The organism is Arthrobacter rhizophilus (genome assembly GCF_026241105.1).
Taxonomy (GTDB): domain Bacteria; phylum Actinomycetota; class Actinomycetes; order Actinomycetales; family Micrococcaceae; genus Arthrobacter.
The window spans coordinates 1-23,588 of the sequence record NZ_JAPFFT010000044.1; the positions used below are offsets into that span (position 1 = coordinate 1).

The following is a 23,588-nucleotide window of genomic DNA, read 5'->3' on the forward strand; positions in this document are numbered from 1 at the left end:
ACGGCCAACACCAAGAAAGCAACCCCCGGGACCGCTTCTCCCCGCCCCTTGACGGAACCAACCACATATTAGGGTTGGAGTGGTCGGACGACGACGGCGACGTCCAGCGCCGCCGCCGCGGCGGAACCGTGCTCACCGAAGAGGACAGCAGTTTATTCAGACCAAAGCCCGCCACGAGGCTCCTGCCTACCGCATCTTTGACTCGATCGGCCCCGTGGCTGGTAATCGGACAAAAGCAGCAACTCGGACGTCAATGGTTCCGATTCATCAAGTGCTCAAGCAGGGCGAGTTCCGGGAATCCTGGATGGCGGGCAATGCTGGCCCTCAGTTTGGCCCGAATGTGCTCACCGCCGGGCTCGGTACCGCTGAGGACTTCGTCGATGATGCCCTGTGCCTGCTCGCGTAGGGCCGCGAGGTTGTCACTGCCGACCACCACGGAATTCAACACCGCTTCCTGCCCTCCGAGTGGGTCAAAAGACTCCAAAGGTTCCGACACTGCCAGCCCCCAATAGTCATCCCGGCAGGTCCCGGCCGGGTTCGGGATTACCCGCATCCACTCTAGATAGTAATGAGGGCAACCGAATTGTTCACGGCTCGGGAGCCAGAACGATGAATGTGGCCTTGTATCGACGGTTTGTGACGTCGGTGGCATTATGTCCCAATCGATCGGCCTACGTCCGGCTCTTCCTGCCTGTGATTGCGCCGTAGATCAGCAGTACTACCACCGATCCGCCGATGGCGAGCAGCCAGGTGCGTATCGAGAAGAACTCCTGCAGGCCGCCCCCGAAAATCAGGCCACCGATCCACCCACCCAGTAAGGCGCCAACTACGCCCAGGACTAGGGTGATCAGCCAGCCGCCGCCTTGCCTGCCGGGAATGATCAATTTGGCAATTGCACCCGCGATGAGGCCAAGCAAAAGAAATCCAAAAAATCCCATCACAGTCTCGCTTTCTTGAAGAGAAATCCACCAATCTTGTACTCGGAATTTCGCCGATTCCGAAGGGCCCTACCCGTTCGTGACAGGAGTCTCTCCGAGGGGGCGCGTGGGCGGGAAGGGCAGGCCGGGATCCGGATCGCGGACCGGTGAAGGACCCGGCTCGGGAAGGGGAACTGGTTCGGGAGTTCCTGGGCGCCGTCCCGGTTGGGGTCCGGGTCCCGGGCTGGGGACAGGCGTCGGGCCCGGCTCCGGCAATGGCACAGGTTCCGGCGTCGGGGTTGGCCGTGGTTCCCGGGTAGGGTCAGGATCGCGCGTCGGGTCGGGAGGGAACTCGCTCATGGGTTGCTCCTCGAATCGTGGGTGGATTCATACCGGACTTCCGCAGGGCCGGCCTGTTCGTGGCCGGCCCTACAGGGTTCAGTGGTCCGTCGGACGCGGCCTGCTCTCTGTGCCTGGCAAAGGCTCAGAGCCGGGCAGCCCGGACGGGTCGTCGAGCGTTTCTTCAGCGGTGTAGTCGCCTTGGATTCGTTCGGCGGGGAGATCGAGGACGCGTTCCGTGCCGTAATCGCCCTCGGTGTACTGCCCGACGTGAGGCTGGGCCCCGCCGTCGGCCGCGTTCGTCGCCGCAGGCGCAGTTAAGTCAGGATCGACGGCGGGTAGTTCCGAGGTGGTGGCGGCGCCGAAGGCCTCCCCGGCGTCATCGACATCGCCGTCGGCCACGGAGCCGCGCCAGGCACCTGTCTCCTGGCCGCGTGCCTCGATGAATTCCTTGAACTTGTCCAGGTCGGCCGAAACCCTCAGATCGTCGATACCTACCAGGGAGCCTGCCTTTTCGACAAAGCTCTCCGGCTCCCACTCGATCTCCACGTTGACGCGGGTTCGATCCCGGCCGAGCGGTTCGAAGCGTACCGAGCCCGCGTTCCGCGGACCGTCGATACTTGCCCAGCTGACCAATGAATCCGGAACCTGCTCAAGGATTTGGGCGTTAAAGTCGCGCTTGACCCCGCCGACGTTGGTGGAGAAATGCAGGGCGGTCTCGTCGATCTGTCGGACCGCTTCGACGCCCTTCATGAATTCCGGGAAAGACTCGAACTGGGTCCATTGGTTGTATGCCACTGAAACGGGAACTTCCACGTCGATTGTTCGGTTAACGGTAGCCATGTTCATGCTCCTTGCTTGCGTTTGTTCCTGCGGAGGTTGGTGGTCGTTTAGGCGATCTAGCCAGCGTCGAATGTTTCGCCGTCGTCATCTTTCGGGGACTCTTCCTGGGGCAGCCCTGTTGCATCGCCCTTCGGTTCCGACGAGAAAGACCTGCCGGGCTCGGTCCCTTCCGAGTTCGAGTCGTCCAGTTCGGCATCGGCCGATGGGACGGCGGTCGATCCGCTGCGCCCATCCTCCGACGTCGAAGTGGCCTCTTCATTGTGCGGCGTCGCCTGCTGACCGCCCGGTCCTGTAGCTTCTTGTTCCGGCGTCGGAGTCCCGTAGCCTCCGGCTTCCTGTTCCTGGGCTGTGCGCTGGTTGTCCATGTTGGCCTTTCCGTGCTGGTTGAACCTGATGATGGATAATCAAGGACCCTGCTGCTCGAGGCCTTTCCGCCAGTGACTGGCAAAACAGCGCCGGACATGTAGGACGTCGGCACCTTCCCGGGCGAAGGCAATGCCAACAGCTGCTCCGATCCCGGAGTCTCCTCCGGTGATGAGGGCCGCCTTGCCCGTCAAACGGCCATCACCCTTGTAGGAAAGCTCGCCATGGTCCGGAACCGGATCCATGAGCCCGGTAAGCCCTGGCTGCTTCTGCTCCTGCTGGGGGAAGGATCCCGAGTAGTACTCGGAACGTGGATCTTTCGGCGCGACAGACTGGCCACGACTTGGTTGTTCCACTTCAGCATGCTGCGATTCTTGGGGGTACATGTCCACCTTCTTCGTCGGCCTTTCGACGCTCGCGTGAGCCTGCTACCACATCGAAACTAGTAGGCCTGCTGGACGCTTGTCCATGGATTCGATGAAATTGCTCAGCAAACTTACTATATGGATCGGTAAGGCCTAGACTAGGGCGATTTTGGGTCCGGAGCCAGGGTTCCGGATCCAGGCGGCCATATCCGGGAGACCAAGAAAGGAGTGGGTGCGGCAGCTCCAGCCAGGCGGCAGCGGGTCCTCCGGCTGGTTCACGATGGTCGTGGCAGCTCGCAACCTGCCACAGGGTTCAGTCCCATGTAGTTCAGTGGACCCGCAACGATATTCAGACTAATCGTTGCGAATTGCGAACACTGCGCGGGAACCGCGTTGAAGTAGCCGCGCTGGCCGGCGGCTACCGCTCCCACTACGAGCCAGACCACGACGATCAGCCCGAGAATCGACCCCAAACGCATCTGCCCGTCGACCAACCTCGTCGTTTGCCAGTTGGCGGACCCGGATACCTGAAGGATTCGCCTTCTCGGTGAAAGCGCCTCGCGGCCTGACCCATGGAAAGCGTCTCTACGCCCCCGAAGCCTGGGTCGACCGGGTAAAAGCGGCTTGGCACGAGCTCGGAGAGCGGCGCGGAGTCCTGCTGGTCCAGTTGCCTCCCGGTTTGGAGCACGACGACGCCAGGCTGGCCTATTTCCTTGACCTGATCCCCGAGTGGATTAGGGTAACCGTCGAATTCCGTCATCATAGTTGGCACGACGACGCCGTCTACGAGTTGCTCGAGGACCACCAAGCGGCGTACTGCATCATGAGCGGAGCGCAGCTCCCTTGCGTACTTCGTGCCACAGCACCGTTTGTCTACGTCAGGATGCACGGGCCGGACCACCACAACCTTTACGCCGGTTCCTACTCCGAGCAGGACCTCCGCTGGTGGGCGGAACGGATTGCGGAATGGGAGGCTGCGGGCAAGGACGCCTTCGTCTATTTCAACAATGACGGCGGCGGGAATGCGGTCCGTAACGCCCACACCCTCCGTTCATTTCTCGGCAGCCGCTAGGCCTGGCTCTTAATGTCGTTAGGTACGTTAGGTTCCATGGGCGAAAGCAAGAAGGTCAACAAGCCATCTTCATCGCTAAAGACTGTGATCCTGGCTTTTGCGGCAAATCTTCTTGTTGCCGCGGCAAAAACAGCCGCTGCCGTGATTACCGGGTCCGCTTCGATGATCGCCGAGTCCGCCCACTCCTGGGCTGACACGGGAAACCAGGTCTTCCTGCTTGTGGCCGAGCGAAGATCTTCGAAACAGCGGGACGTAGCCCATCCGATGGGCTACGTCAGGGAAGCCTACGTGTGGTCGATGTTTGCCGCGTTTGGCTTATTCACCGCAGGTGCTGTGGTATCCGTGATGCACGGCATCCAACAGCTTTTCGCACCGGAGCCAGCCGGTGATTTCGCGGTCGCCTATGTTGTCCTGGCGATCTCCTTCGTGCTCGAAGGGGCCTCGTTCATCCAGGCGTTCCGGCAGGCGCGCAAGTCCGCTAAGGAACTTGAACGCCGCACTTTGGAACAAGTGCTCAAGAGTTCGGATCCCACAATGCGTGCCGTCTTCGCGGAGGACAGTGCCGCGTTGATCGGCCTGATCATTGCCTTCTTCGGCGTCTTCTTGCACCAGACCACGGGTTCGCCTGTTCCAGACGCTCTCGGGTCTATTCTTGTGGGCATCCTTCTCGGGGTTGTCGCGGTGGTGCTGATAGATCGTAATCGACGCTTCCTGGTAGGCCAGGGCGTTACCCCCGAGCTTGAGAAATCGATGGCGATCCGGGTCCTGGACCATACGGAGATCGAGCGCCTGACCTATCTGCACTTGGAATTTGTGGGGCCACGCAAGCTGTATTTGGTCGCGGCTGTGGACATCAAAGGTGACCTTCGGGAGCACGACGTGGCGGTGGCCCTGCGACGCGTTGAGCGCGAACTTGAGGACGAGGAGACCGTCGAGGAGGCCGTGCTGACGCTCTCCACACCGGACGAACCTTCGCTTGCCTTTGGCGTTCGTCGGCCCTCACCAGCGGTCGAGTAGCAAGCCCGACCCCGGGCCTCAACTGAGGAAAACAAGTACACGCTACTCGTGCCCTGCTTCACGCAAAGTTGTTGACTCAAGGGACCAGCATCCGCGTTCAGCCCGGGCACGCCGACCCGCAGCCGACCCGCAGCCGACCCCAGCCGCAGGGTCGGCCGCAGGATGGAACCGGCGCCGCGGCGGCGGAGGCACAGTCAATGTTGAGGAGGCCGAAATGGACTGGCAACAATGGATCTGGATCGTCGTAGTGGTTGTCATAATCGCGCTGATCCTCGCCGTCGTCGTATTTGGACGCCGCGCGAAGACTGCCGTTGACCGCAAGCGCGCTGCAGAGCTCCGCGAGCGGGCACGGACTGACGCCCTGGGGGCTCACGAGCGCAGCGCCGAAGCTGCTCGGGCGGAGGCCGACGCTGCCCGGGCCGAGAGCGAAGCGGAACGGCTGCATAAGGAGGCCACCGAGAAGCAGGCGGCTTCCGAGCGGGCCAACGAAGTCTCGCAAGACCGGCTACGGCGGGCCGAAGAGTTGGACCCGGATGCGGGGACCCGCTCGGAGAGGGACGACGGCGGCGAGCAAGAGCGTCGGCAGCCGTAGCCCCGCACCGGCCGGGAGGACGGTCTGGACCATCCCTCGGTGGAAGGGAAGAATGATTGAAGATTCCAAACATGGAGGGGAACCCGCATAGTGGATGCCGCCCGGGCTGAGATTCTGTCCCTTCTCGGGTTGGAAACCATTCGCCGCTATCAAGCTGCAAAAGTTGTTCGTGGTTCCAGCGCGCGTCAGGGTAAGGTCCTGCGCGAGCGCCTTGAGATTTGGGCGGACGATGGGCATGTTGTCCCTTGTCTGTTCCTCACGCCTGCTGAGGAGGATCCTCATGCGGGGGCTGTGGTCGCGGTCCACCAGCACGCCGGAACTTATGCCTTGGGAAAGAGCGAGCCTGCCGGGCTTGACGGTGACCCGCAAATGGCGTTTGCCCTTGAATTGGCAGAGGCAGGCATGCCGACGCTTGTTCCCGACCTTCTTGGATTCGAGGAGCGGCAACGCGACACGGCGGACGCTTGGCAAGCGGAACACCGTGAAGCATGGAACCTGGTGGTGTCCGGATCGACGTTGCAAGGCCTCCACACGGCGGACATCGCCATGGTCACCGGATGGCTTGACGCCGAAGTTCGCGGACCCCTAGGGATTGCAGGTCATTCGCTGGGCGGTCAGATCGGACTCTTCAATCTAGCTTGCGATCCGCGGCTGCGTGCCGGGGTCCTCAGCTGCGGGATCGGGACCCTTGAGTCATTTGAACGGGAGGCCATTTCGCATAACCCAGCGTGGTTTGTGCCGAATCTTCGCAAAGCCGGTGACACCCACCTGGTGGCTCAAGCTATCGAAAACCAGCGTGTGATGATCGTCGCCGGACGGAATGATCCGCTGTTCCCCTTTTCGGACGTCCAAGGCCTCATCAGTTCCTTCCGGGAAGGCGTCGCCGATTTTGTTCCTTTTCAAGGCGGGCACGCTTTTCCGGACGCGCAGAGACGACGTGCCGTTTCTTGGTTGAAGGCTAGCCTGATCGCAGCCCGATCAATGACCTAAGCAGCGGTCAGGCACCACCTTCGGCAGGTGCGGTTTGGGGTAGTCCTGCCAGTTCCAGGGTGGCGGCCCAGCTCGCGAGGAGGCGCAGCGCGTCTGCGGAGGGGGAGCCAGGTTCTGCAGGGTAGATGAATAGCGAGAGCCCGGTGTCGGCCGAGAGCTCCATCGCTTCGAACAGCAGGCGGAGTTCGCCGACCACCGGGTGATGGAAATGCTTGAACCCGGTGTAGTGGCGGCGCACGTTATGTGCCGCCCAGCGGGTGCGGAATTCGTCGCTGCGGGTGGAGAGCTCTCCAACGAGATCGCTTAGCCCGCGGTCGAACGGGTCGCGACCGGCCTCGGCGCGGAGGATGGCCACCATGTTGTTGGCTGCGAGTTCCCAGTCCGGGAAGAACCGGCGGGCGCGTTCTTCATCCAGGAAAATGAAACGCGCATAGTTGGCGGGACGGATTGGGTTGACATACATTTCTGAGTGCAAGGCAAGGCCGAGCCTGTTGGCCGCGAGGATGTCCATGCGTGCGTTACGAACAAACGCCGGCGCGTCGGTGATGGCGTCGAGGACAAACTGGACGCTCGGCCGCACGTGTTGTGGTGCGGTTCGACGCTGCCGCTTGCTTGTTCCGGCGGTGCGTGCCAGATCGAACAAATGTGAACGCTCCGCCTCGTCAAGTTGCAGCGCCCTCGCCATTGCTTCCAGGACGCTTTCGGACACTCCTGCAAGGTTTCCGCGCTCGAGCCGGGTGTAATACTCGACGCTCACCCCGGCCAGGGTCGCCACTTCGCCGCGGCGAAGTCCGGGCACTCGCCGATTGCCGCCCGACGCCGGTACCCCCGCCTGATCAGGTGTCAGCTTCGCGCGCCGGGAGGCAAAAAAATCGCGAACGTCATTGCGGTTGTCCATGCGGTCAACGATAGTGACCTTTCGGCAGCGCAAGGGAGTCCCTGCCAGTACCTCCATGGCCCAGGGCCCGGGGCCCGGCTAGAAAATGTGAAAGTCGCCGGCGTCGGCGTTCGCCGACGGGTACACCACAGGTTCCCAGCCCAACTCAAGCAGGACGTCGTTGATGCTCATCTGTCCGTCCAGTTGCACGGCCGGGACGAAGGCGGTTTCGGATTCGACTTCAGCGGTCATGGGTCGATCTTATGTGGGGCCGGTCCCGCGGCCGCGCTGAACACGCGGCCTCCAGGGTAAGACGCCGGGACTGTTTTTCGTTCGAGGCTCAGGGTTTTTGGGATGCAGCCGCGGAGGGGGAGAGGTCGGACAGCGTGAGCGGATGTGCCGGCGCCTTGGCAAAGGGGTAGCTCGAAGTCACCCCCAGGTCCGGACCGACGTGGACCAGCGCGCCGCCAGCCAACGGCCTCCACGCCGGGTTGTCATCCATCGGTTCGGTGGCAATAAGGACGTGTCCGGAATGGGCGAGCTCCTTACTGTGGGCGCGGATACGGGAGCTCCGCGCGTCCAACGGAACTGCATCGCCAGGACCGGCAGGCCGCCGTTCCAGAATGTGCAGTTCGTGGGTGTTCGGGAACCTGACCGCCCAAAGGTCGGTCGCCGTCGTTAGAATGAGGTTCAAGCTGAAGACCGGAAGCTCACGGGCGATCCAGCTGATCGCTTGGGTGATACCTTCGCCGACGTCGCCACCTGCTCGCCTGCTCTCTGCAGTAATCAGGGCGAAGAGTCGCTCACTGTCGGTCTGGCCGTACACCAGATCCGCAACTCCGAACTCAGCCAGTCGCTGATCGAGCCGTTCAAGATCGCCGAAGGCGCCGTTGTGGGCGAACAACCTCCCATCTTGCTCGAACGGGTGCGTGTTGATCATGGTGTGCGCGCCGGTACTGGCATACCGAACATGGGCCAGGAACGTCGTGCTCTTCAGGACCCGCGCCTCGCGCGCAAAGGCGTGGTCCTCCCATGCGGCGAGCGGCTGTTTGGCGACATGGGCCTTACCGTCACCGTCAAAGGTGCCTATGCCGGCGCCGTCGGGCTCGCGCCGGCTCTGGTCAGCGAGGCTGTCCGGCGCGTCCAAAAGCCAGAAGGTGGCACGTACGGGCTGGGACCCGGCGTGCAAGCCGAACAAGCGGCACATTGGCACTTCTCCTTGTAAGTCGCTGCTGACTAGTGGTGGAACGCCTGGGTTTGCCCGCCGTCGGGCATGGGTGCAGTGAGGCCGTCCAAGTACGCAACTTCCTTTTTGAGGTCGTCCAGGAAGCTGGACGCGAGGTCGCGTGTGAAGCCATTGCGGACAACGATCCTTTGCACCGTCACATCGCTCAGGCCATCCGGCATTGGATAGGCGGGGACGAGCCACCCATTCATCCGAAGCCGTTCAGACAAATGGTGAAGGTTCCAATTCTCCGTATAGCCGTCAGCGAGCTGCCAGGCAAAGACCGGGATGTCCGATCCGTCGCTCCACAAAGTGAATGGCTCCATCGCCCCTATTTCACTGGAGAGAAAGAGCGCCACGTCCCGGGAGGTTGCCTGAACGGATTTGTATCCCTCGTATCCGAGCCGGAGGAACAAGTAGTACTGCAAGAGCACCTGGGCGCCGGGGCGTGAGAAGTTCAGGGCGAAAGTCGGCATGTTCCCACCCAGGTAACTGACGTGGAAGATCAGGTCCGCGGGCAGAGCTTGCTCATCCCGCCAAATGACCCATCCAAGGCCTGGATAGACCAAGCCGTACTTGTGGCCTGAGGTGTTGATCGAGGCAACCCTTGGCAAACGGAAGTCCCAGACGGTCTCCGGTTGCAGGAAAGGCGCAATCATGGCGCCAGAGGCGCCGTCAACATGGATAGGAATATCGAATCCTCGCCGTGCCTGTATCTCGTCCAACGCCGCGGAGATCCTTTCCACGGGCTCATAGGATCCCGTGTAGGTCACGCCCATGATGGCCACAACGCCAATGGTGTTCTCGTCCACATACTGATCCAGCCCGTGGCCGTCGAGCGCCGGATGTTCCTTTGACACCGGAACGTACCGGGCTTCCACGTCCCAGTAGTTGCAGAATTTCTCCCAGCACACCTGCACGGCCGAGCTGAGGACAAGGTTGGGTTTGTCCGTCGAAAGACCGGCCGCCCGCCTTGAATGTTGCCAGCGGCGCTTCAACGCGAGGCCGCCGAGCATGCATGCCTCTGAGGAGCCGATGGTGGACGTCCCCACGGACTTGGCGGGATCGGGCGCGTTCCACAGGCCTGCGAGCATGCGCCAACAGCGGGTTTCGATCAAGGCGGTCTGGGGGTATTCGTCCTTGTCAATCATGTTCTTGTCAAACGTCTCGGCGTAGAGTTTCGACGCTTCGGGTTCCATCCACGTTCCAACAAACGTTGCGAGATTGAGGCGGGAGTTCCCGTCCAGCATGGCTTCGTCGTGGACAACCTGATAGGCCGTCGACGGGAGCGACTCTCCGTCCGGGAGGGTGAAACGTGGAAAGATGCTGGATTCTCCCGGCCGGCTGAAAACCGGGTTCAACTCAACCGCTGTGTCGGGTTCATGGGCTGATGCCCGGTGTGACCTATTGATGGTTCGCTCCTTTGACTCGCCACGGCGCTCGCCGTGGCGGTGCCACGGCTTGCCAGGGCCCACGCTACCGTGGGAGGCCGCCGCACCCAAACCCCACGGCATGGTGCCAAAAGAGGCTCCGGGTACATAATCGCAGGGGACGGAGCTCTGTCACCGCGATAATAGGAGGCACCAATGTCGATGCAGCACACCCCTGAAGAGCGCCAGCCGGCAGAGACGCGCAGCGTCCCGCTACCGGGATCAGAAAGGGCCCCCGCTCCGGGCGTCAGGGACCTTCTCGGTCCTGTCGACCCGTCCCGTCGGATTGAGGCGACGGTCATACTTCGGCGCCAGGAAGAATTGACTGAAGTACCGTCCACCCCTCTGTCGCGGGACGAGCTGGCCTCAACTTACGGCGCATCCGCGGCGGACCTTGATCTGGCCGTGCACACCTTCACCGACTTGGGCATTGAGGTCGTTGAATCGGACGCGGCTAGCCGCAGGATTCGGCTGGCCGGCTCAGTGGGGCAGCTGAGCAGCATTTTCGGAACGTCCCTGGATGAGCTGACAAGTCGCAGCCCGGACGGCACTGCGGTTACGCACCGCCACCGCACCGGAGGCCTCCAGGTACCCGCGGCCCTCGACGGCGTCGTTGTTGCCGTCCTAGGCCTTGACGACCGGCCCCAAGCCCGGGCTCAGTTTCGCGTCATACCGCTCGCCGCGACAGGTACCAGCTATACCCCGCCCCAGTTGGGAAAAATCTATAACTTCCCCGACGGAACTGACGGGACAGGCCAGACCGTGGCCATCATCGAACTCGGCGGCGGCTACGGCCAACAGGACCTGGACGCCTACTTCCAAGGCCTCGGTATGCCCACGCCGACCATCACTGCGGTGGGAGTAGACGGCGGGGCGAACCAGCCCGGGAAGGATCCTGCGGGTGCCGACGGGGAAGTCCTGCTCGACATTGAAGTTGTAGGTGCCTTGGCACCGAAGGCCAATATTGTGGTCTACTTTGCCCCCAACACCGACGCCGGATTCCTGGACTCGATTATCGCCGCGTCGCACGCGAATCCCGCACCAGCCGCTATCAGCATCAGCTGGGGCCAGAGCGAGGACGCATGGACGGCCCAAGCCCGGACGGCGTTCGACCAGGCTATGGCCGACGCCGCGGCCCTCGGGGTGACGGTGACAGCCGCCGCCGGGGACAACGGCAGTGCCGACGGCGCAACGGACAGCAAGGACCACGCCGATTTCCCGGCGTCGAGCCCTCACGTGCTGGCCTGCGGCGGAACCCGCCTTCAAGCAGACCCTGCGACGGGTGTCATCAGCGCAGAAACCGTCTGGAACGATGGTCCGAACTCCGCCACCGGCGGAGGGTACAGCGACGTCTTTCCTGTTCCCTCCTGGCAGTCGGGCGTTACCGGACACGCGAAGCACAAACCCGCCCCCAAGAAGGCGGGGCGAGGCGTGCCGGACGTCAGCGGCGTCGCGGACCCGCAGACCGGCTACCGAGTTCGGGTCGATGGGAAAGACATGGTGATCGGCGGAACCAGCGCCGTGGCACCTCTCTGGGCGGCGCTGATCGCCCGCCTCGCCCAGGCAACCAACAGGCGCTTCGGGTTGATCCAGCCGCTGCTCTACCAAAACGGCACGCAACCGGCGTCAGGCTTCCACGACATCACGGCAGGCTCCAACGGAAGCTACCGGGCCGGGACCGGTTGGGACCCCTGCACCGGCTTGGGCAGCCCGGACGGCAAGGCCCTTCTTGCATTGCTGCAGGGTAAACCCTGACCGCTCATTCCGCCACAACATCAGTAGCGCCGAACTCGAGGACCGTCGCCGATTACTGTCGGTCTGCGGGCCGCGAAACGGCACGCCCATGCCTGCTTTGGTGGCCTTCGCCGGACCAGATACGATGGACGATGGCTGGCTGTGGTCCCCGTACGCCACAAGCTATGAAGCCATATCAATGAATAGGAGACACCCGTGTCAGATGCCCAGCAGATCACCCTCATCGTCGATGGCGAAGAGACCAAGGTGACGGAAGGGACCACCGGCGCGGAACTCTTCTTTGAGCGCCGCGACGTTGTAGTAGCCCGTGTCGACGGCGAACTCAAGGACCTCGACCAGGCGCTGCCCGAAGGCGCGCAGGTTGAAGGCGTGACCATCGAATCGGCAGACGGCCTCAACGTCCTGCGCCACTCCACCGCACACGTCATGGCCCAGGCCGTGCAGCAGCTGCGCCCGGATGCCAAACTCGGAATCGGCCCGTACATCACAGACGGCTTCTACTTCGACTTCGACGTCGCCGAACCCTTCACCCCTGAAGACCTGCGCCAGCTCGAAAAGATGATGCAGAAGATCATCAACCAGAACCAGAAGTTCGTGCGCCGCGTCGTCACGGAGGACGAAGCCCGCGAGGCCATGAAGAACGAGCCCTACAAGCTCGAACTGCTCGGCAAAAAGAACCATGCCGCCGACGCCGGTGAAGGCGTCAACGTAGAGGTGGGCGCTGGGGACATCACCATCTACGACAACGTGGACCGCAAGAGCGGTGACAGCGTCTGGTGCGATCTCTGCCGCGGACCGCACCTGCCCAACACCAAACTGATCTCCAATGCCTTCGCGCTGACCCGTTCCTCGGCGGCCTACTGGCTGGGCAACCAGAACAACCAGCAGCTGCAGCGTATCTACGGCACCGCTTGGCCTACCAAGGATGCACTGAAGGCCTACCAGGAGCGCATCGCCGAGGCTGAGCGCCGCGACCACCGCAAGCTCGGCGCGGAGCTGGACCTGTTCTCGTTCCCGGACGAACTGGGCTCCGGCCTACCGGTGTTCCACCCCAAGGGCGGCATCATCCGCAAGGCCATGGAGGACTACTCCCGCCAGCGCCACGTGGACGCCGGCTACGAGTTCGTCTACACCCCGCACATCACCAAGGGCCACCTCTACGAGGTCTCCGGCCACCTTGACTGGTACAAGGAAGGCATGTTCCCGGCGATGCACATCGACGCGGAACTGAACGACGACGGCACCGTGCGCAAGCCCGGCCAGGACTACTACCTGAAGCCGATGAACTGCCCAATGCACAACCTCATCTTCCGATCCCGCGGCCGCTCCTACCGCGAACTGCCCCTGCGCCTCTTCGAATTCGGTTCCGTCTACCGCTACGAGAAGTCCGGTGTTGTCCACGGACTGACACGTGTGCGCGGCATGACACAGGACGATGCCCATATCTACTGCACCCGCGAGCAGATGAAAGACGAACTCACCACCACCTTGAACTTCGTCCTCGGCCTGCTCAAGGACTACGGACTGGACGACTTCTACCTTGAATTGTCCACCAAGAACGAAGACAAGTTCGTTGGTGAGGACGCTGCCTGGGAGGAAGCCACCCGCACCCTGGCTGAAGTAGCCGAGGCGTCGGGGCTGGAGCTGGTCCCGGACCCGGGTGGAGCCGCGTTCTACGGCCCGAAGATCTCTGTGCAGGCCAAGGACGCGCTGGGCCGCACCTGGCAGATGTCCACCATCCAGCTGGACTTCAACCTCCCTGAGCGTTTCGAGCTCGAGTTCCAGGCTGCCGACGGCACCCGCCAGCGTCCGGTCATGATCCACCGTGCCCTGTTCGGCTCGGTCGAGCGTTTCATGGGCGTGCTCACCGAACATTACGCAGGAGCCTTCCCCGCGTGGCTTTCGCCCGTGCAGGTAGTTGGCATTCCGGTGGCGGAGGCGTTCAACGATTACATGTTCGACGTCGTTGACCAGCTCAAGGCCGCGGGGATCCGTGCCGAGGCGGACATTTCATCGGACCGCTTCCCGAAGAAGATCCGCACTGCGAGCAAGGACAAGATTCCTTTCGTCCTGATCGCCGGCGGAGAGGACGCGGAAGCCGGTGCGGTGTCGTTCCGCTTCCGTGATGGCAGCCAGGACAACGGTGTGCCCGTTGCCGAGGCCGTCCGGAGAATCGTGGACGCCGTCAAGAACCGCGAGAGCTGACGGGGCGGCAACGCCGAGGCGGAAACAGTGCAGGAGAATACAGGCGTGGCAGCTGACTATCCGGGCGATGCCGAAGTGACCGACGACTTCGGCTTGGCAGGTGTTCCGGACGCGTTCCAGCGCCTGTGGACTCCGCACCGCATGGCCTACATCAAGGGCGGGCCGAACCAGTTCAAAAACCAGGACGACTGCCCGTTCTGCGTAGCTCCAAGCCGCACGGACGAGGAAGCCCTCATCGTGCACCGTGGCAAGACCTGCTACGTGGTGCTGAACCTGTTTCCGTACAACCCCGGACACCTGCTTGTGTGCCCGTACCGGCATGTGCCGGACTACACGGACATCACAGTGGAGGAAACAGCTGAGATGGCGGAGCTCACGCAAACTGCGATGCGCGTGCTACGCAAGGTGTCCAACCCGGCCGGCTTCAACCTGGGCATGAACCAGGGCGTTGCCGGCGGGGCGGGAATCGCCGCCCACCTGCACCAGCATGTGGTTCCGCGCTGGGGTGGGGACGGAAACTTCTTCCCGATCATCGCGCAGACAAAGGCCATCACCCAGACCCTTGACGAGGTCCGCCAGCAAGTGGCGGACGCGTGGCCGGGCGAGTCGGACGCACCCGGGGAGACGGATGCTTAATCGCCATGCGCGCGGGTTTTTCACCGCGTTGTTCTCGCCCCTTGCCCGATTCCTGCTCAAGGTGGGGGTCTCGCCGGACGCCGTTACCGTCATCGGGACCGCCGGGGTAGTGCTCGGCGCCCTGATTCTCTACCCGATGGGCCAGCTCTGGTGGGGCTCACTGCTCATCGCCGTTTTCGCCTTGTCCGACGTCGTTGACGGCATCATGGCGAGGGAGCAGGGCCGCAGCGGCCCCTGGGGAAACTTTCTCGACTCCACGCTGGATCGGTTGGCGGACGGCGCCATTTTCGCCGGCGTCGCCATCTGGTTCTTCATGGGCGGGGCGAACAGCGCTATTGCCATTGCGGCGGTCGCCTGCCTGATACTCGGGATGGTTGTTTCATACGCCCGCGCCAAGGCTGAATCACTGGGCTTCTACGCCAACGTGGGAATCGCCGAGCGTGCCGAGCGGCTCATCTCGGTGCTGCTCGTGACCGGCTTGACCGGCCTGGGGCTGCCTTCCGTCGTCTTGCTGGTGACCCTCGTCATGCTCGCCGCCGCAACGGGCATCACCGTCGTCCAAAGGATGGCGGCTGTCCGCGAACAAGCGATGGCAGACGTCGACGGCGGGACACCCGCTTAAACGGTGGGATCATTTTGTGCGCCGAACCGTGTCAACGGCTCGGGACATGCCCGTTGATGTCACCGGCGTTCCTGTCGTGTGCAGGCGCGTTTCGTGCCTGGGCGTGCTCATGTCCGGGTGGGTCTGAAGTAGTGGTTGCGTCGGGGTGTTTGGCGGGGATCGATGTGGGGTGGGGGTTTGAACCATGCCACGCCGGAGTCCATGGTGATGGTCCAGTGTTCTTTGTGGATGACGTGGTGGTGGTGGCTGCACAACAGGATGCCGTTGTCGGTTCCGGTGGTGCCGCCGTGGGACCAGTAGGTGATGTGGTGGGCTTCGCACCAGGGTGCGGGGATGGTGCAGTCGGGGAAGGCGCAGCCTTGGTCGCGGGCGGTGATGGCTTTGCGGATGTGGGGCGGGAACACCCTGGTGGTGCGGCCGATGTCCAGGACGCGGCTGTCGCTGCCGAGCAGGACGGGGATGATGTCCGCGTCGCAGGCGATCTTGCGGATGACCGAGGGGTGGATCGGGCCCTGGAATGTGGACGCGCCGGTGCTCAGGCGAGGATTTGCGGCGGTGGTGGTTTGGTGTTCGACGCGCTCGAGCAGTTCGCGGTGGTCGATGGTTACCATCACCTGCGGCCGGAGACCGCCGTTCGCCGGTAGCTCGCCGGTGGACAGGGCCACCGCGCAGGCTCCGACGAGCCCGTCAAGCAGTTTCTGCGCCCGGGAGCGGCGATCCAGCGGCGGGGGAGCAGTGCCGTCGTGCTCCGGGAACTCTGCGGTGCCGCCGGTGGTGTTCTTGCCGGTGTTGCCGCCTGGATCCGTATCCGGTGCTTCCTCGGTGTCGTGGCGCAGGCGCGGGTTGGTGGCGGTGTTCATGACGGTGGCGAGGGTTTCAAATTGTTCCGCGGTGGCGAAGATTTCCAGGTAATGCAGGCCGCGGCGGGGTTTGCGGATGAACGCGCCTTGGCGGTGTCGGAGTTCTTCCTCGCTGGGTTCGGATCCGTCCTGGTCGATGGCATCAACCCAGCGCTTGGCCATCCGGGACACGAAATCAGGATCGCTCTGCACCGCGGTGTTGGTCAGTGCTTGCTCCACGTGCAGGGCGGTGTCCGTATCGGCGATGTGTCGCACCTGATCCAGGGCCACGCTGATCACGGTGGCTGAACGGGAGGGCACGGTTGCCGAGGAGAGGGCCGCGGCGAGGACCTGGTGCCGTGCGGGTATTTCCTGCCCGGCGATCCCTGCCTGCGGGAGCACGACGGAGGCCAGGGCGAGCCGGCGCCGGGCCTCGCCGATGCCGATCCGCAGCCTGGCGCGCAGGAATTCGGCCGTGTTCCGGTAACCGTCGTCGACCGCGGCGGCTGCTCCGGTGAGGCTGGCGGCAGAAGCCGGCACCGGGACGTCCGGGATTGCCGTGTCTGCTGCGGCGGCCGTGGACTCGGTCCAGCCGGTCCTCCAGGCCGGTGCCGGGGATGATTGCCGTGCCGCCTGGGCTTCGCGCCGCGTCCGCTCCACGGCCCCGGCCGCGACGATCTGCAAAAACTCCACCGTCCGCGAGATCTCCTCGACCCTGCCGGCGAACTCAGCGGCCTCAGCGAAACCGAACAACCGGGAGTCGGAGAGCGCGGTTGAGCGCAGCGCATCCATCGCCGCCACTGCCTGATCAAGGTCATTTGCGGGCCACGGCACGGATTCAGGCCTGGTACCGGGGCGGACCTCCAGCCGGTTGATGTCGGCATGCCGGGAGGAAGCAGCAGGCTTCAGGCGGCGGGAAAGACGTCCCAAGGGCGCAACTCCGACGTCAGCCGGGGCTGCCCGACGTGCCACGAGTTGACCGATGCCTTCCATGAACAAACCTTGTCACGAGGCTCGGACATTTTTAGCCCAGCTAGCTTGCCATCTGTTCCCGGAGGATACCGGCGCGACCCGGGGCGCTGTGCTAACCTCTGCGAGCCTCGTCCTGCGCCAGTCGAATGCTGGCTGGCGATGGTTTCTGAGTTCTTTCTTATGTGGACACTGCGAGCCTCACCGCAGGTGAAGGCCGGGAATGTTGCACTTGGAAGGTGACGCAGATGCGGGTTGTAATGACCGAGTCATCCGGGGTGATTACATCGACGGGAACGGAATGGCAGGATTTCCGGCCCGCCGTTGCGTTGAATTTCCTGGGATGGCTGCGGAGCACCCTAGCCGGCGGCCGGCGCAGCGCCTGGGTCTGGCGGTCACCGGCTCTGAGGGACGGCTGCTGGCGGCGGCCACGGTTGCCCGGGTCCTGGCGGCCGTGTCGAGCTTTTATGAGTGGGCCATTGTCGCCGAATTGTTCGATGCCGAGAATCCGATGCGCCGGAACCCTGACCCGGCACTGGCCATGGTGGCTGAACGGCCCCGCCCGTTCACGGGCGGTGCGAGCAGGCAGCAGCCGGTCCGGAGGCAAATCAGGGTCAAGCTGCCCCTGCGGCTACCGCGGCCGCTGGCCGAACCCGATGTCGCGGAGCTGTTGGAGAGCATGACCTGCCTGCGGGATCTGGGCATGGTGCTGCTGATGCTTGACGGAGGTTTGCCTCCCGGTGAAGTTCTGGGCCTGCACCTCGAAGACATCTCCTATGACCGCCGGCGGGTGACGGTCCGCAAACGTGATGACCATCCAGGTGGCGCGAGAGGAAAATCCCGCCAAGAACGTGTTATTGATCTGCTGGAACCCCGTACCCTGGACGCGGTCAACCGGTATGTCCTGCGGGAACGCCCTTCCCAGGCGGGGAGTCCTTTTCTGTTCCTCGTCGGCGGCCACAGGGCGCGGGCTGGTGAGCCGCTGTCCTACGCTGCACTGGTGCGGATGTTCGCCCGCCGACTGGACGGACTCGGACTGCGGACACCCGAAAAGACACCGCACGCCCTGCGCCACACGCATGGAAGCCTGATGTGGGAGGCAGGCATGCGCGAGCTGGCGCTGCAACGACGTTTGGGCCACGCTTCGCCGGAGTCCACCCGGATTTACACGAGGGTTTCGGATTCACAGGTCCGCGAGGAGTATCGCGCTGCATTGGGTGCTGTTTAGTGAATTCCGGGGCAGACGCAATTGCGCGGATAGACGTTCCTGCGGCACGCCGCCACGCCTCGGAGGCGGAGTATGGCGCCTGGGTTGAAGCGTTTGTTCCCAACCAGGCAGCACACTATGAGCGGATGGCGTCCTACCGCCGGTTTGTCCGGGCCTGGCCCGATCTGGAGGAATGGTTCGGGGCGCCCCTTCTCGTCCGGGCCGGCTTCACCGGTGGGCCCCTTCGTGCCACCGGGCGGACGGTACCTTCAGCGGCAGCGGCTATCTCGTCTATCTGGCCCTTGTGCACGGCGTTGCAATGGATTACCAGTTCCTCTTCGTCCGAAAGTACGCCCCGCTTTTCAGTGTCCCCCGCGTACGTTGATGGCGAGCCCATAGCGGTGGGTGTGCTGAACAGACGATTTGCACTATGCTTTCCGCAGAACATACTAATCGTTTAGTTAGCAGCAAAATGAGCCGTCCCCTCATGAAACACCCGGCACCGGCGCCACCCGCTTCCTCCCCGGCGGACCAGGACACCCGACGGCTGATTTTGACCAAAGCGGCAGAGCTGTTTCTGGTAAAGGGCTACAAGGGTGTGTCCATGAAGGAGCTCGCTGAGGCTGTCCGGGTCACATCCGGCGCCTTGTATTACCACTTTCCCAAAGGCAAGGAAGATCTTTTCACCACGATGATCCAGACCGTGTTCCTGGACGAGGGGGTGGCCGGAATCGATCAGATCCTTGCCACGGCCCAGGATGTCCGGGAACGCTTGACGGTGCTTACTTCCGCGTTGCTCGCGCTCCCCCTTGATGAACGCCTGAGCACGTTGTTGCGCGACGCCAGGGAAAACCTCAAGGACCCGGACCACCAGCTGGTGATCCTGTCCTTGCTTGACCGGATCAAGCGGCATGTCACCGGTCTCTTTCAGGCGGCGCACGAGGCGGGGGAGATTCGCTCCGATCTGCCGGTCAATGTCCTGGTCGGTCTCTACATGGGCATGCTGCGGGGGGCGAAAGGCTTGTCAGAGGCCCATCGAGCAGCCTCCGTGGTCAGCGTACTCTTCGATGGCATTGCGAATCGGGAGCACCCTCCTCCGCCCTGATTGTTGACGGGGCGAAGTTGCTAAGCGATTGGTTATCAACCCGTGATTCCATCTGGTCGGGAGCGTCCATTTCCCGGAAAGGAACGATTTCCATGAACCACACAGATGCGTCCGCCCGCCCCAACCGGGGCAGGTAGCCATGTCCCTATCCTCTGATCCCGCGGGGATTTTCGCCATCGAAACACATGGCTTGAGCAAGCACTTTGGCAGGCATGCCGCCGTCGATGACCTGAGCATCCGTGTGCCTGCCGGCACCATCGCGGGTTTTGTCGGTCCCAATGGAGCAGGCAAGACGACTACCCTTCGCCTGCTGCTGGGACTGGTGCGACCCGATGGGGGCAGCGCCACGATTCTGGGCCACTCCCTCACTGAGCCCGGACGCTACTTGCCGCGAGTAGGAGCACTGACGGAAGCACCGGCGTTTTATCCGGGTCTCTCCGGGCGGACCAATCTGGAGGTGCTCGCCCGCCTTGGAGGCCATCCCGGTTCCCGCGTGGGCGAGCTGCTGGAGCTGGTGGAACTCTCCGATCGGGCGCGCGATCGGGTCGGAACGTATTCGCTGGGCATGAAGCAACGTCTTGGGGTGGCGATGGCACTGCTGCCCGATCCGGAGCTGCTCATTCTCGACGAGCCAGCCAATGGCCTTGATCCCCTGGGCATCATCGGTATACGCGAGCTGCTGCGCGGCCTGGTCGCCCAAGGGAAGACCATCTTGCTTAGCAGCCACATGCTCGGTGAGTTGGAACGGGTCACGGACTGGCTGATCATGCTCAATCAGGGGAAGGCCCTGTTCTGCGGTCCGGCCCACGAGTTGCTGGCCCAACGTGTCGAGGTGGTGGTCGAAGCCGAAGATGCGGTGCAGTTGGGTCTGTTAGCCAGGATCGTGGGTGACGCCGGCTATGCGGTCACCCGGGAGGATCATGCCCTGCGCATCGCCTGTCCTCCTGGTTTTGCCGAGACCTTGACCCGGCAGGCCAGGGAAGCCGGTGCGCCGGACCTGAGCATCCGGGTAATAGAGGCCAGCCTTGAACAACTGTTCCTGGCTCTGCTCAAAGGAGAACGGTCATGATTTCCGTGATCCGTGCGTTTCGCAGCGAAGTGCTCAAGTTCCGCCGCTGGAGTGTTCTGGCGGTCGCGGGGGTAATGCTCGCGGTGAGCACCTTTATCGCCTATCTGACGTTCCACCAGATCGCATCCGGAGCCACCGGCCGTGAGATGACCGGCCTGATTGCCGCGTTCCACACCCCCCAGGGACTGGTCTCGATCATCGGCCAGGCCCGCTCACTGATCATTGCCATCGCGCTGGTGATGGTGACCGCCAATCTCGCCGCGGAATGGTCCCAGGGGACGATGCGCAACCTGCTCGTGCGTGAGCCGCATCGCCTGCGGTGGCTCGCGGGCAAAATGCTGGCACTGGTGCTCTTTGTGGTGCTCTTTGTGCTGCTCTCGATGCTGCTCACCCTGCTCGTCAGTGGCATATTCATCCTCGTCCTTGCGCAAGGACAGGGGATTCAGACGACCCCCTGGACCTCTGCGGAGGGGCTGCGCGTCTTCGCGGCGTTCTTGGGCAACGAGGTGCTTTGCCTCATCGGGGTGAGCGCTCTGGGCATGATCATCGCCGTGCTCACCCGTTCGGTCGCGGCCGGCGTCGGGATTGCCCTGGCCTACATCCTGGTAGTCGAAGGCATCATCGCGGTGGTTTTGCCGCAGGTGACCCAGTGGTTTCCCGGCCGGGTGTTCAACACCATTGTGGGGACGACCGTGCCCTTGGTGGGTCCGACGCCTCCCCAAGGCTATCCGGCAGCCCTGGCAGCAGCCCTCCTGTGGACTGTCGGCTTCGTTGTGGCCAGCGCCGTCGTGTTCCCACGCCAGGACGTGACTGCGTGACAAAGGAGCACGCGATGCCCGAACAGCACGCAGGAGCGGAAGCGGCCGGCGTGGGAGGTGAGGCCTCCGGCGTCGTCGGCAACGAGCGACTGACCGCTCTGATAGGGGCCGTGGTGCTGGTGTTGTCGGTGGCCGAGGTCGCCACCGTTCCGACGCTGGGCAGCCTGATGGTGGCGCACTTTTTCGTCGGCGCCCTCCTGGCAGGCCCGGTCCTGGCCAAGACGGCCAGCACAGGCTGGCGATTCATTCGCTACTACACCCGGGATCCCGGGTATCGCCGCAAGGGTCCGCCCCGGCCGATGCTGCGCGTGATAGCACCGATACTCGTCGCCTCGACCCTCATGCTGATCGGCAGCGGCATCGCGTTGGCCATCACCGGGCCTGCCCCCGAGATACTGATCCGGGTGCACGTTGTCAGCTTCCTGGTCTGGCTGGCCACTATCGCGGTGCACATCGTCGCGCACGTGAGGCGGGTACCGACGCTGATAGCCGAGGATTGGCACCGTCCCCTCCGGCAGAAGCGGGGGAACGCGTCCGCACCGGAACCATCGGGACGCCGGATGCGGTTGGCGGTCAACATTGCGGTGCTCGTGCCTGCCGCGATCGCTGCGGTGCTGCTTCTGCCGACTGCCGCACCGTGGGAAGGCTGGCGTGGTCAGGCCGTGACCGGGCCAGGGGTCCTGGCTGTCGCGGTGAGTATCTGGACCGCGGTCGCGGTGATGTTCAAGCGCCGCTAGAGGGAGAAGCAAGGCAGCAGGCGCAAGTGCGAGGACCGGAACTCAGAGCGCGGCGGAGAATGACTGTCGGTGCCGCCTCGGCCGGACGTGCCCCGGTGTTTGCCTGCCATAAAACCGGCCAAAAAACCGACGCCAGGACTCGACGCTCCCGAGAGGCAAAAACGTTGACTGAAGTGCGGTGTCCACATAATCGTCGAAGAAGCGACCGCCGCGGGATATAAGAATCTGATGCCGTCAATAGGTACCTGAAGTATTGCGACGCGCGGGACTCATATCAGCCGGTGCGCGGCGCCTCCAGCCACTTGCGGAACAGCGTGGCCTACCACGGGTAATCAAGTACGACCGGCCCAGTGCAGGGGACTAGTATTGAACTTACTTGGTCAATGTGACCTGGAAATCCGGTGTGTGCTGTGCGTGGCCACCTGTCCGCCTGCGCCCCGGCCAAGGTCTTCTATCTACCCATAGGGGTTTTTGTGTCTACACCTGATGTAAGCAACGAAGCCGGTTCGTCCGCAGCCAGCGTTACGGGCAGCAGTCGCGTCAAGCGCGGCATGGCCGAGATGCTCAAGGGCGGCGTCATCATGGACGTCGTCAACGTCGAGCAGGCCCGCATCGCCGAAGATGCCGGTGCCGTGGCCGTGATGGCGCTCGAGCGCGTTCCCGCGGACATCCGCGCCCAGGGCGGCGTCTCCCGCATGTCGGACCCGGACATGATCGATGCGATTATCGCCGCGGTGTCCATCCCGGTCATGGCCAAGGCCCGCATCGGGCACTTCGTCGAGGCCCAGGTCCTGCAGTCCCTGGGTGTGGACTACATCGACGAGTCCGAGGTCCTGACCCCGGCCGACTACACCCACCACATCGACAAGTGGAACTTCACCGTTCCCTTCGTCTGCGGTGCCACGAACCTCGGGGAGGCCCTGCGCCGCATCAACGAGGGCGCGGCCATGATCCGTTCCAAGGGCGAGGCAGGCACCGGCGACGTCTCCAACGCCACAACGCACATGCGCCAGATCCGCGCCGAGATCCTCCGACTCTCCACGCTGCCCGAGGACGAACTCTACGTAGCGGCCAAGGAACTGCAGGCCCCGTACGAGCTCGTCAAGGAAGTCGCTGCCACCGGCAAGCTTCCTGTGGTCCTGTTCACCGCCGGCGGCATCGCCACCCCGGCGGACGCCGCGATGATGATGCAGCTCGGTGCGGACGGCGTGTTCGTCGGTTCGGGCATCTTCAAGTCCGGCAACCCGGCACAGCGTGCCGCCGCCGTCGTAAAGGCCACCACGTTCTTCGATGACCCTGACGTCATCGCAAAGGTCTCCCGCGGCCTGGGTGAAGCCATGGTGGGCATCAACGTCGAGGAAATCCCCGAACCGCACCGCCTCGCCGAGCGCGGCTGGTAGGGTTCGGCTGTAGCGCGGCAACGCTCTAATTGCACGACGCCGGTCGGTCACCTTTCACGGTGACCGACCGGCGTCGTGCGTTAACGCCCAAGTACCTCGCAGTTGATGTCGTTATCAGGGGGCAAAGTCATATGGTCGTAGCAACGCTCTGATTGATGGAGCGTTTTATGGTCAGGTCATTTCCTCAGAGTGCCCG

General features: G+C 63.4%; 22 protein-coding genes and 2 pseudogenes. 14 read left to right on the plus strand and 10 right to left on the minus strand.

The genetic code is table 11. The features are described 5' to 3' along the window. Positions 1 to 250: 250 nt before the first annotated feature. From OOZ51_RS20845 to OOZ51_RS20865, 5 genes and pseudogenes are all read right to left on the minus strand, one after another. On the minus strand, positions 251 to 496 hold the full coding sequence (locus OOZ51_RS20845; protein WP_265981797.1) for a hypothetical protein: 246 nt from the start codon (positions 494 to 496) through the stop codon (positions 251 to 253). Between the two features lie 175 nt (positions 497 to 671). Further along, entirely contained in the window at positions 672 to 938 is a 267-nt protein-coding gene (locus OOZ51_RS20850) for a GlsB/YeaQ/YmgE family stress response membrane protein (RefSeq protein WP_265981825.1), read from the minus strand. Positions 939 to 1,355: 417 nt separating this feature from the next. Further along, complete coding sequence (locus tag OOZ51_RS20855) at positions 1,356 to 2,099, minus strand: SRPBCC family protein (protein ID WP_265981799.1); 744 nt, start codon at positions 2,097 to 2,099, stop codon at positions 1,356 to 1,358. Positions 2,100 to 2,155: 56 nt separating this feature from the next. After that, positions 2,156 to 2,464, minus strand: a complete 309-nt coding sequence (locus OOZ51_RS20860) for a hypothetical protein (protein ID WP_265981800.1) — start codon at positions 2,462 to 2,464, stop codon at positions 2,156 to 2,158. Between the two features lie 102 nt (positions 2,465 to 2,566). Further along, a pseudogene (locus tag OOZ51_RS20865) lies at positions 2,567 to 2,848 on the minus strand (hypothetical protein); the annotation flags it as partial. A gap of 475 nt (positions 2,849 to 3,323) precedes the next feature. Between OOZ51_RS20865 and OOZ51_RS20870 the strand changes: the two are divergent. The 4 genes and pseudogenes from OOZ51_RS20870 to OOZ51_RS20885 form a co-directional block, all read left to right on the plus strand. Next, positions 3,324 to 3,899, plus strand: a pseudogene (locus tag OOZ51_RS20870) (DUF72 domain-containing protein); the annotation flags it as partial. A gap of 36 nt (positions 3,900 to 3,935) precedes the next feature. Next, positions 3,936 to 4,916: a cation diffusion facilitator family transporter gene (locus OOZ51_RS20875; RefSeq protein WP_265981801.1), complete on the plus strand. Its 981-nt coding sequence runs from the start codon at positions 3,936 to 3,938 to the stop codon at positions 4,914 to 4,916. 214 nt (positions 4,917 to 5,130) lie between these two features. After that, positions 5,131 to 5,508 carry a hypothetical protein gene (locus tag OOZ51_RS20880; protein ID WP_265981803.1) on the plus strand — a complete coding sequence of 126 codons (378 nt, stop codon included), beginning with the start codon at positions 5,131 to 5,133 and terminating at the stop codon, positions 5,506 to 5,508. 291 nt (positions 5,509 to 5,799) lie between these two features. Next, entirely contained in the window at positions 5,800 to 6,498 is a 699-nt protein-coding gene (locus tag OOZ51_RS20885; protein ID WP_265981804.1) for an alpha/beta hydrolase family protein, read from the plus strand. 7 nt (positions 6,499 to 6,505) lie between these two features. On the opposite strand, the gene OOZ51_RS20890 is transcribed toward OOZ51_RS20885, so the two are convergent. The 4 genes from OOZ51_RS20890 to gad form a co-directional block, all read right to left on the minus strand. Further along, a complete protein-coding gene (locus OOZ51_RS20890) occupies positions 6,506 to 7,396 on the minus strand; it encodes a helix-turn-helix transcriptional regulator (protein WP_265981805.1) in 891 nt (296 codons plus the stop codon). A 78-nt stretch (positions 7,397 to 7,474) separates the two neighbouring features. Beyond that, positions 7,475 to 7,627 carry a hypothetical protein gene (locus tag OOZ51_RS20895; RefSeq protein WP_265981806.1) on the minus strand — a complete coding sequence of 51 codons (153 nt, stop codon included), beginning with the start codon at positions 7,625 to 7,627 and terminating at the stop codon, positions 7,475 to 7,477. Positions 7,628 to 7,715: 88 nt separating this feature from the next. Then, positions 7,716 to 8,582 (minus strand): class II glutamine amidotransferase, encoded by an 867-nt coding sequence (locus OOZ51_RS20900; RefSeq protein ID WP_265981808.1) that lies wholly within the window; start codon positions 8,580 to 8,582, stop codon positions 7,716 to 7,718. Positions 8,583 to 8,611: 29 nt separating this feature from the next. Continuing rightward, on the minus strand, positions 8,612 to 10,012 hold the full coding sequence (gene gad, locus OOZ51_RS20905) for a glutamate decarboxylase (protein ID WP_265981826.1): 1,401 nt from the start codon (positions 10,010 to 10,012) through the stop codon (positions 8,612 to 8,614). Positions 10,013 to 10,186: 174 nt separating this feature from the next. On the opposite strand from gad, the gene OOZ51_RS20910 reads away from it, so the two are divergent. From OOZ51_RS20910 to pgsA, 4 genes are all read left to right on the plus strand, one after another. Continuing rightward, on the plus strand, positions 10,187 to 11,785 hold the full coding sequence (locus OOZ51_RS20910) for a S53 family peptidase (protein WP_265981810.1): 1,599 nt from the start codon (positions 10,187 to 10,189) through the stop codon (positions 11,783 to 11,785). Positions 11,786 to 11,980: 195 nt separating this feature from the next. Next, positions 11,981 to 13,990 (plus strand): threonine--tRNA ligase, encoded by a 2,010-nt coding sequence (gene thrS / locus OOZ51_RS20915; protein WP_265981812.1) that lies wholly within the window; start codon positions 11,981 to 11,983, stop codon positions 13,988 to 13,990. A 27-nt stretch (positions 13,991 to 14,017) separates the two neighbouring features. Then, entirely contained in the window at positions 14,018 to 14,626 is a 609-nt protein-coding gene (locus OOZ51_RS20920; RefSeq protein ID WP_265981813.1) for an HIT family protein, read from the plus strand. Then, positions 14,619 to 15,248, plus strand: a complete 630-nt coding sequence (gene pgsA, locus OOZ51_RS20925) for a phosphatidylinositol phosphate synthase (protein WP_265981814.1) — start codon at positions 14,619 to 14,621, stop codon at positions 15,246 to 15,248. The genes OOZ51_RS20920 and pgsA overlap by 8 nt, the downstream gene beginning before the upstream one ends. Before the next feature lie 107 nt (positions 15,249 to 15,355). Here pgsA and OOZ51_RS20930 read toward each other — a convergent pair whose 3' ends face one another. Beyond that, positions 15,356 to 17,080 carry an HNH endonuclease signature motif containing protein gene (locus OOZ51_RS20930; protein ID WP_265981815.1) on the minus strand — a complete coding sequence of 575 codons (1,725 nt, stop codon included), beginning with the start codon at positions 17,078 to 17,080 and terminating at the stop codon, positions 15,356 to 15,358. Positions 17,081 to 17,399: 319 nt separating this feature from the next. Between OOZ51_RS20930 and OOZ51_RS20935 the strand changes: the two genes are divergently transcribed. The 6 genes from OOZ51_RS20935 to pdxS all read left to right on the plus strand — a co-directional run bounded on the left by OOZ51_RS20935 (position 17,400) and on the right by pdxS (position 23,392). Continuing rightward, positions 17,400 to 18,284 (plus strand): tyrosine-type recombinase/integrase, encoded by an 885-nt coding sequence (locus OOZ51_RS20935; RefSeq protein WP_265981816.1) that lies wholly within the window; start codon positions 17,400 to 17,402, stop codon positions 18,282 to 18,284. A gap of 451 nt (positions 18,285 to 18,735) precedes the next feature. Next, positions 18,736 to 19,368, plus strand: coding sequence for a TetR/AcrR family transcriptional regulator (locus OOZ51_RS20940; protein ID WP_265981817.1), 633 nt, complete (start codon positions 18,736 to 18,738; stop codon positions 19,366 to 19,368). Between the two features lie 139 nt (positions 19,369 to 19,507). Further along, positions 19,508 to 20,437, plus strand: a complete 930-nt coding sequence (locus OOZ51_RS20945; RefSeq protein WP_265981819.1) for an ABC transporter ATP-binding protein — start codon at positions 19,508 to 19,510, stop codon at positions 20,435 to 20,437. Next, complete coding sequence (locus OOZ51_RS20950) at positions 20,434 to 21,255, plus strand: DUF2705 family protein (RefSeq protein ID WP_265981821.1); 822 nt, start codon at positions 20,434 to 20,436, stop codon at positions 21,253 to 21,255. Before OOZ51_RS20945 ends, OOZ51_RS20950 begins: the two co-directional genes overlap by 4 nt. A 14-nt stretch (positions 21,256 to 21,269) precedes the next feature. After that, entirely contained in the window at positions 21,270 to 21,992 is a 723-nt protein-coding gene (locus OOZ51_RS20955) for a hypothetical protein (protein WP_265981822.1), read from the plus strand. Positions 21,993 to 22,465: 473 nt separating this feature from the next. After that, positions 22,466 to 23,392, plus strand: a complete 927-nt coding sequence (gene pdxS / locus OOZ51_RS20960) for a pyridoxal 5'-phosphate synthase lyase subunit PdxS (RefSeq protein ID WP_184734982.1) — start codon at positions 22,466 to 22,468, stop codon at positions 23,390 to 23,392. The last annotated feature ends 196 nt before the right edge of the window (positions 23,393 to 23,588 follow it).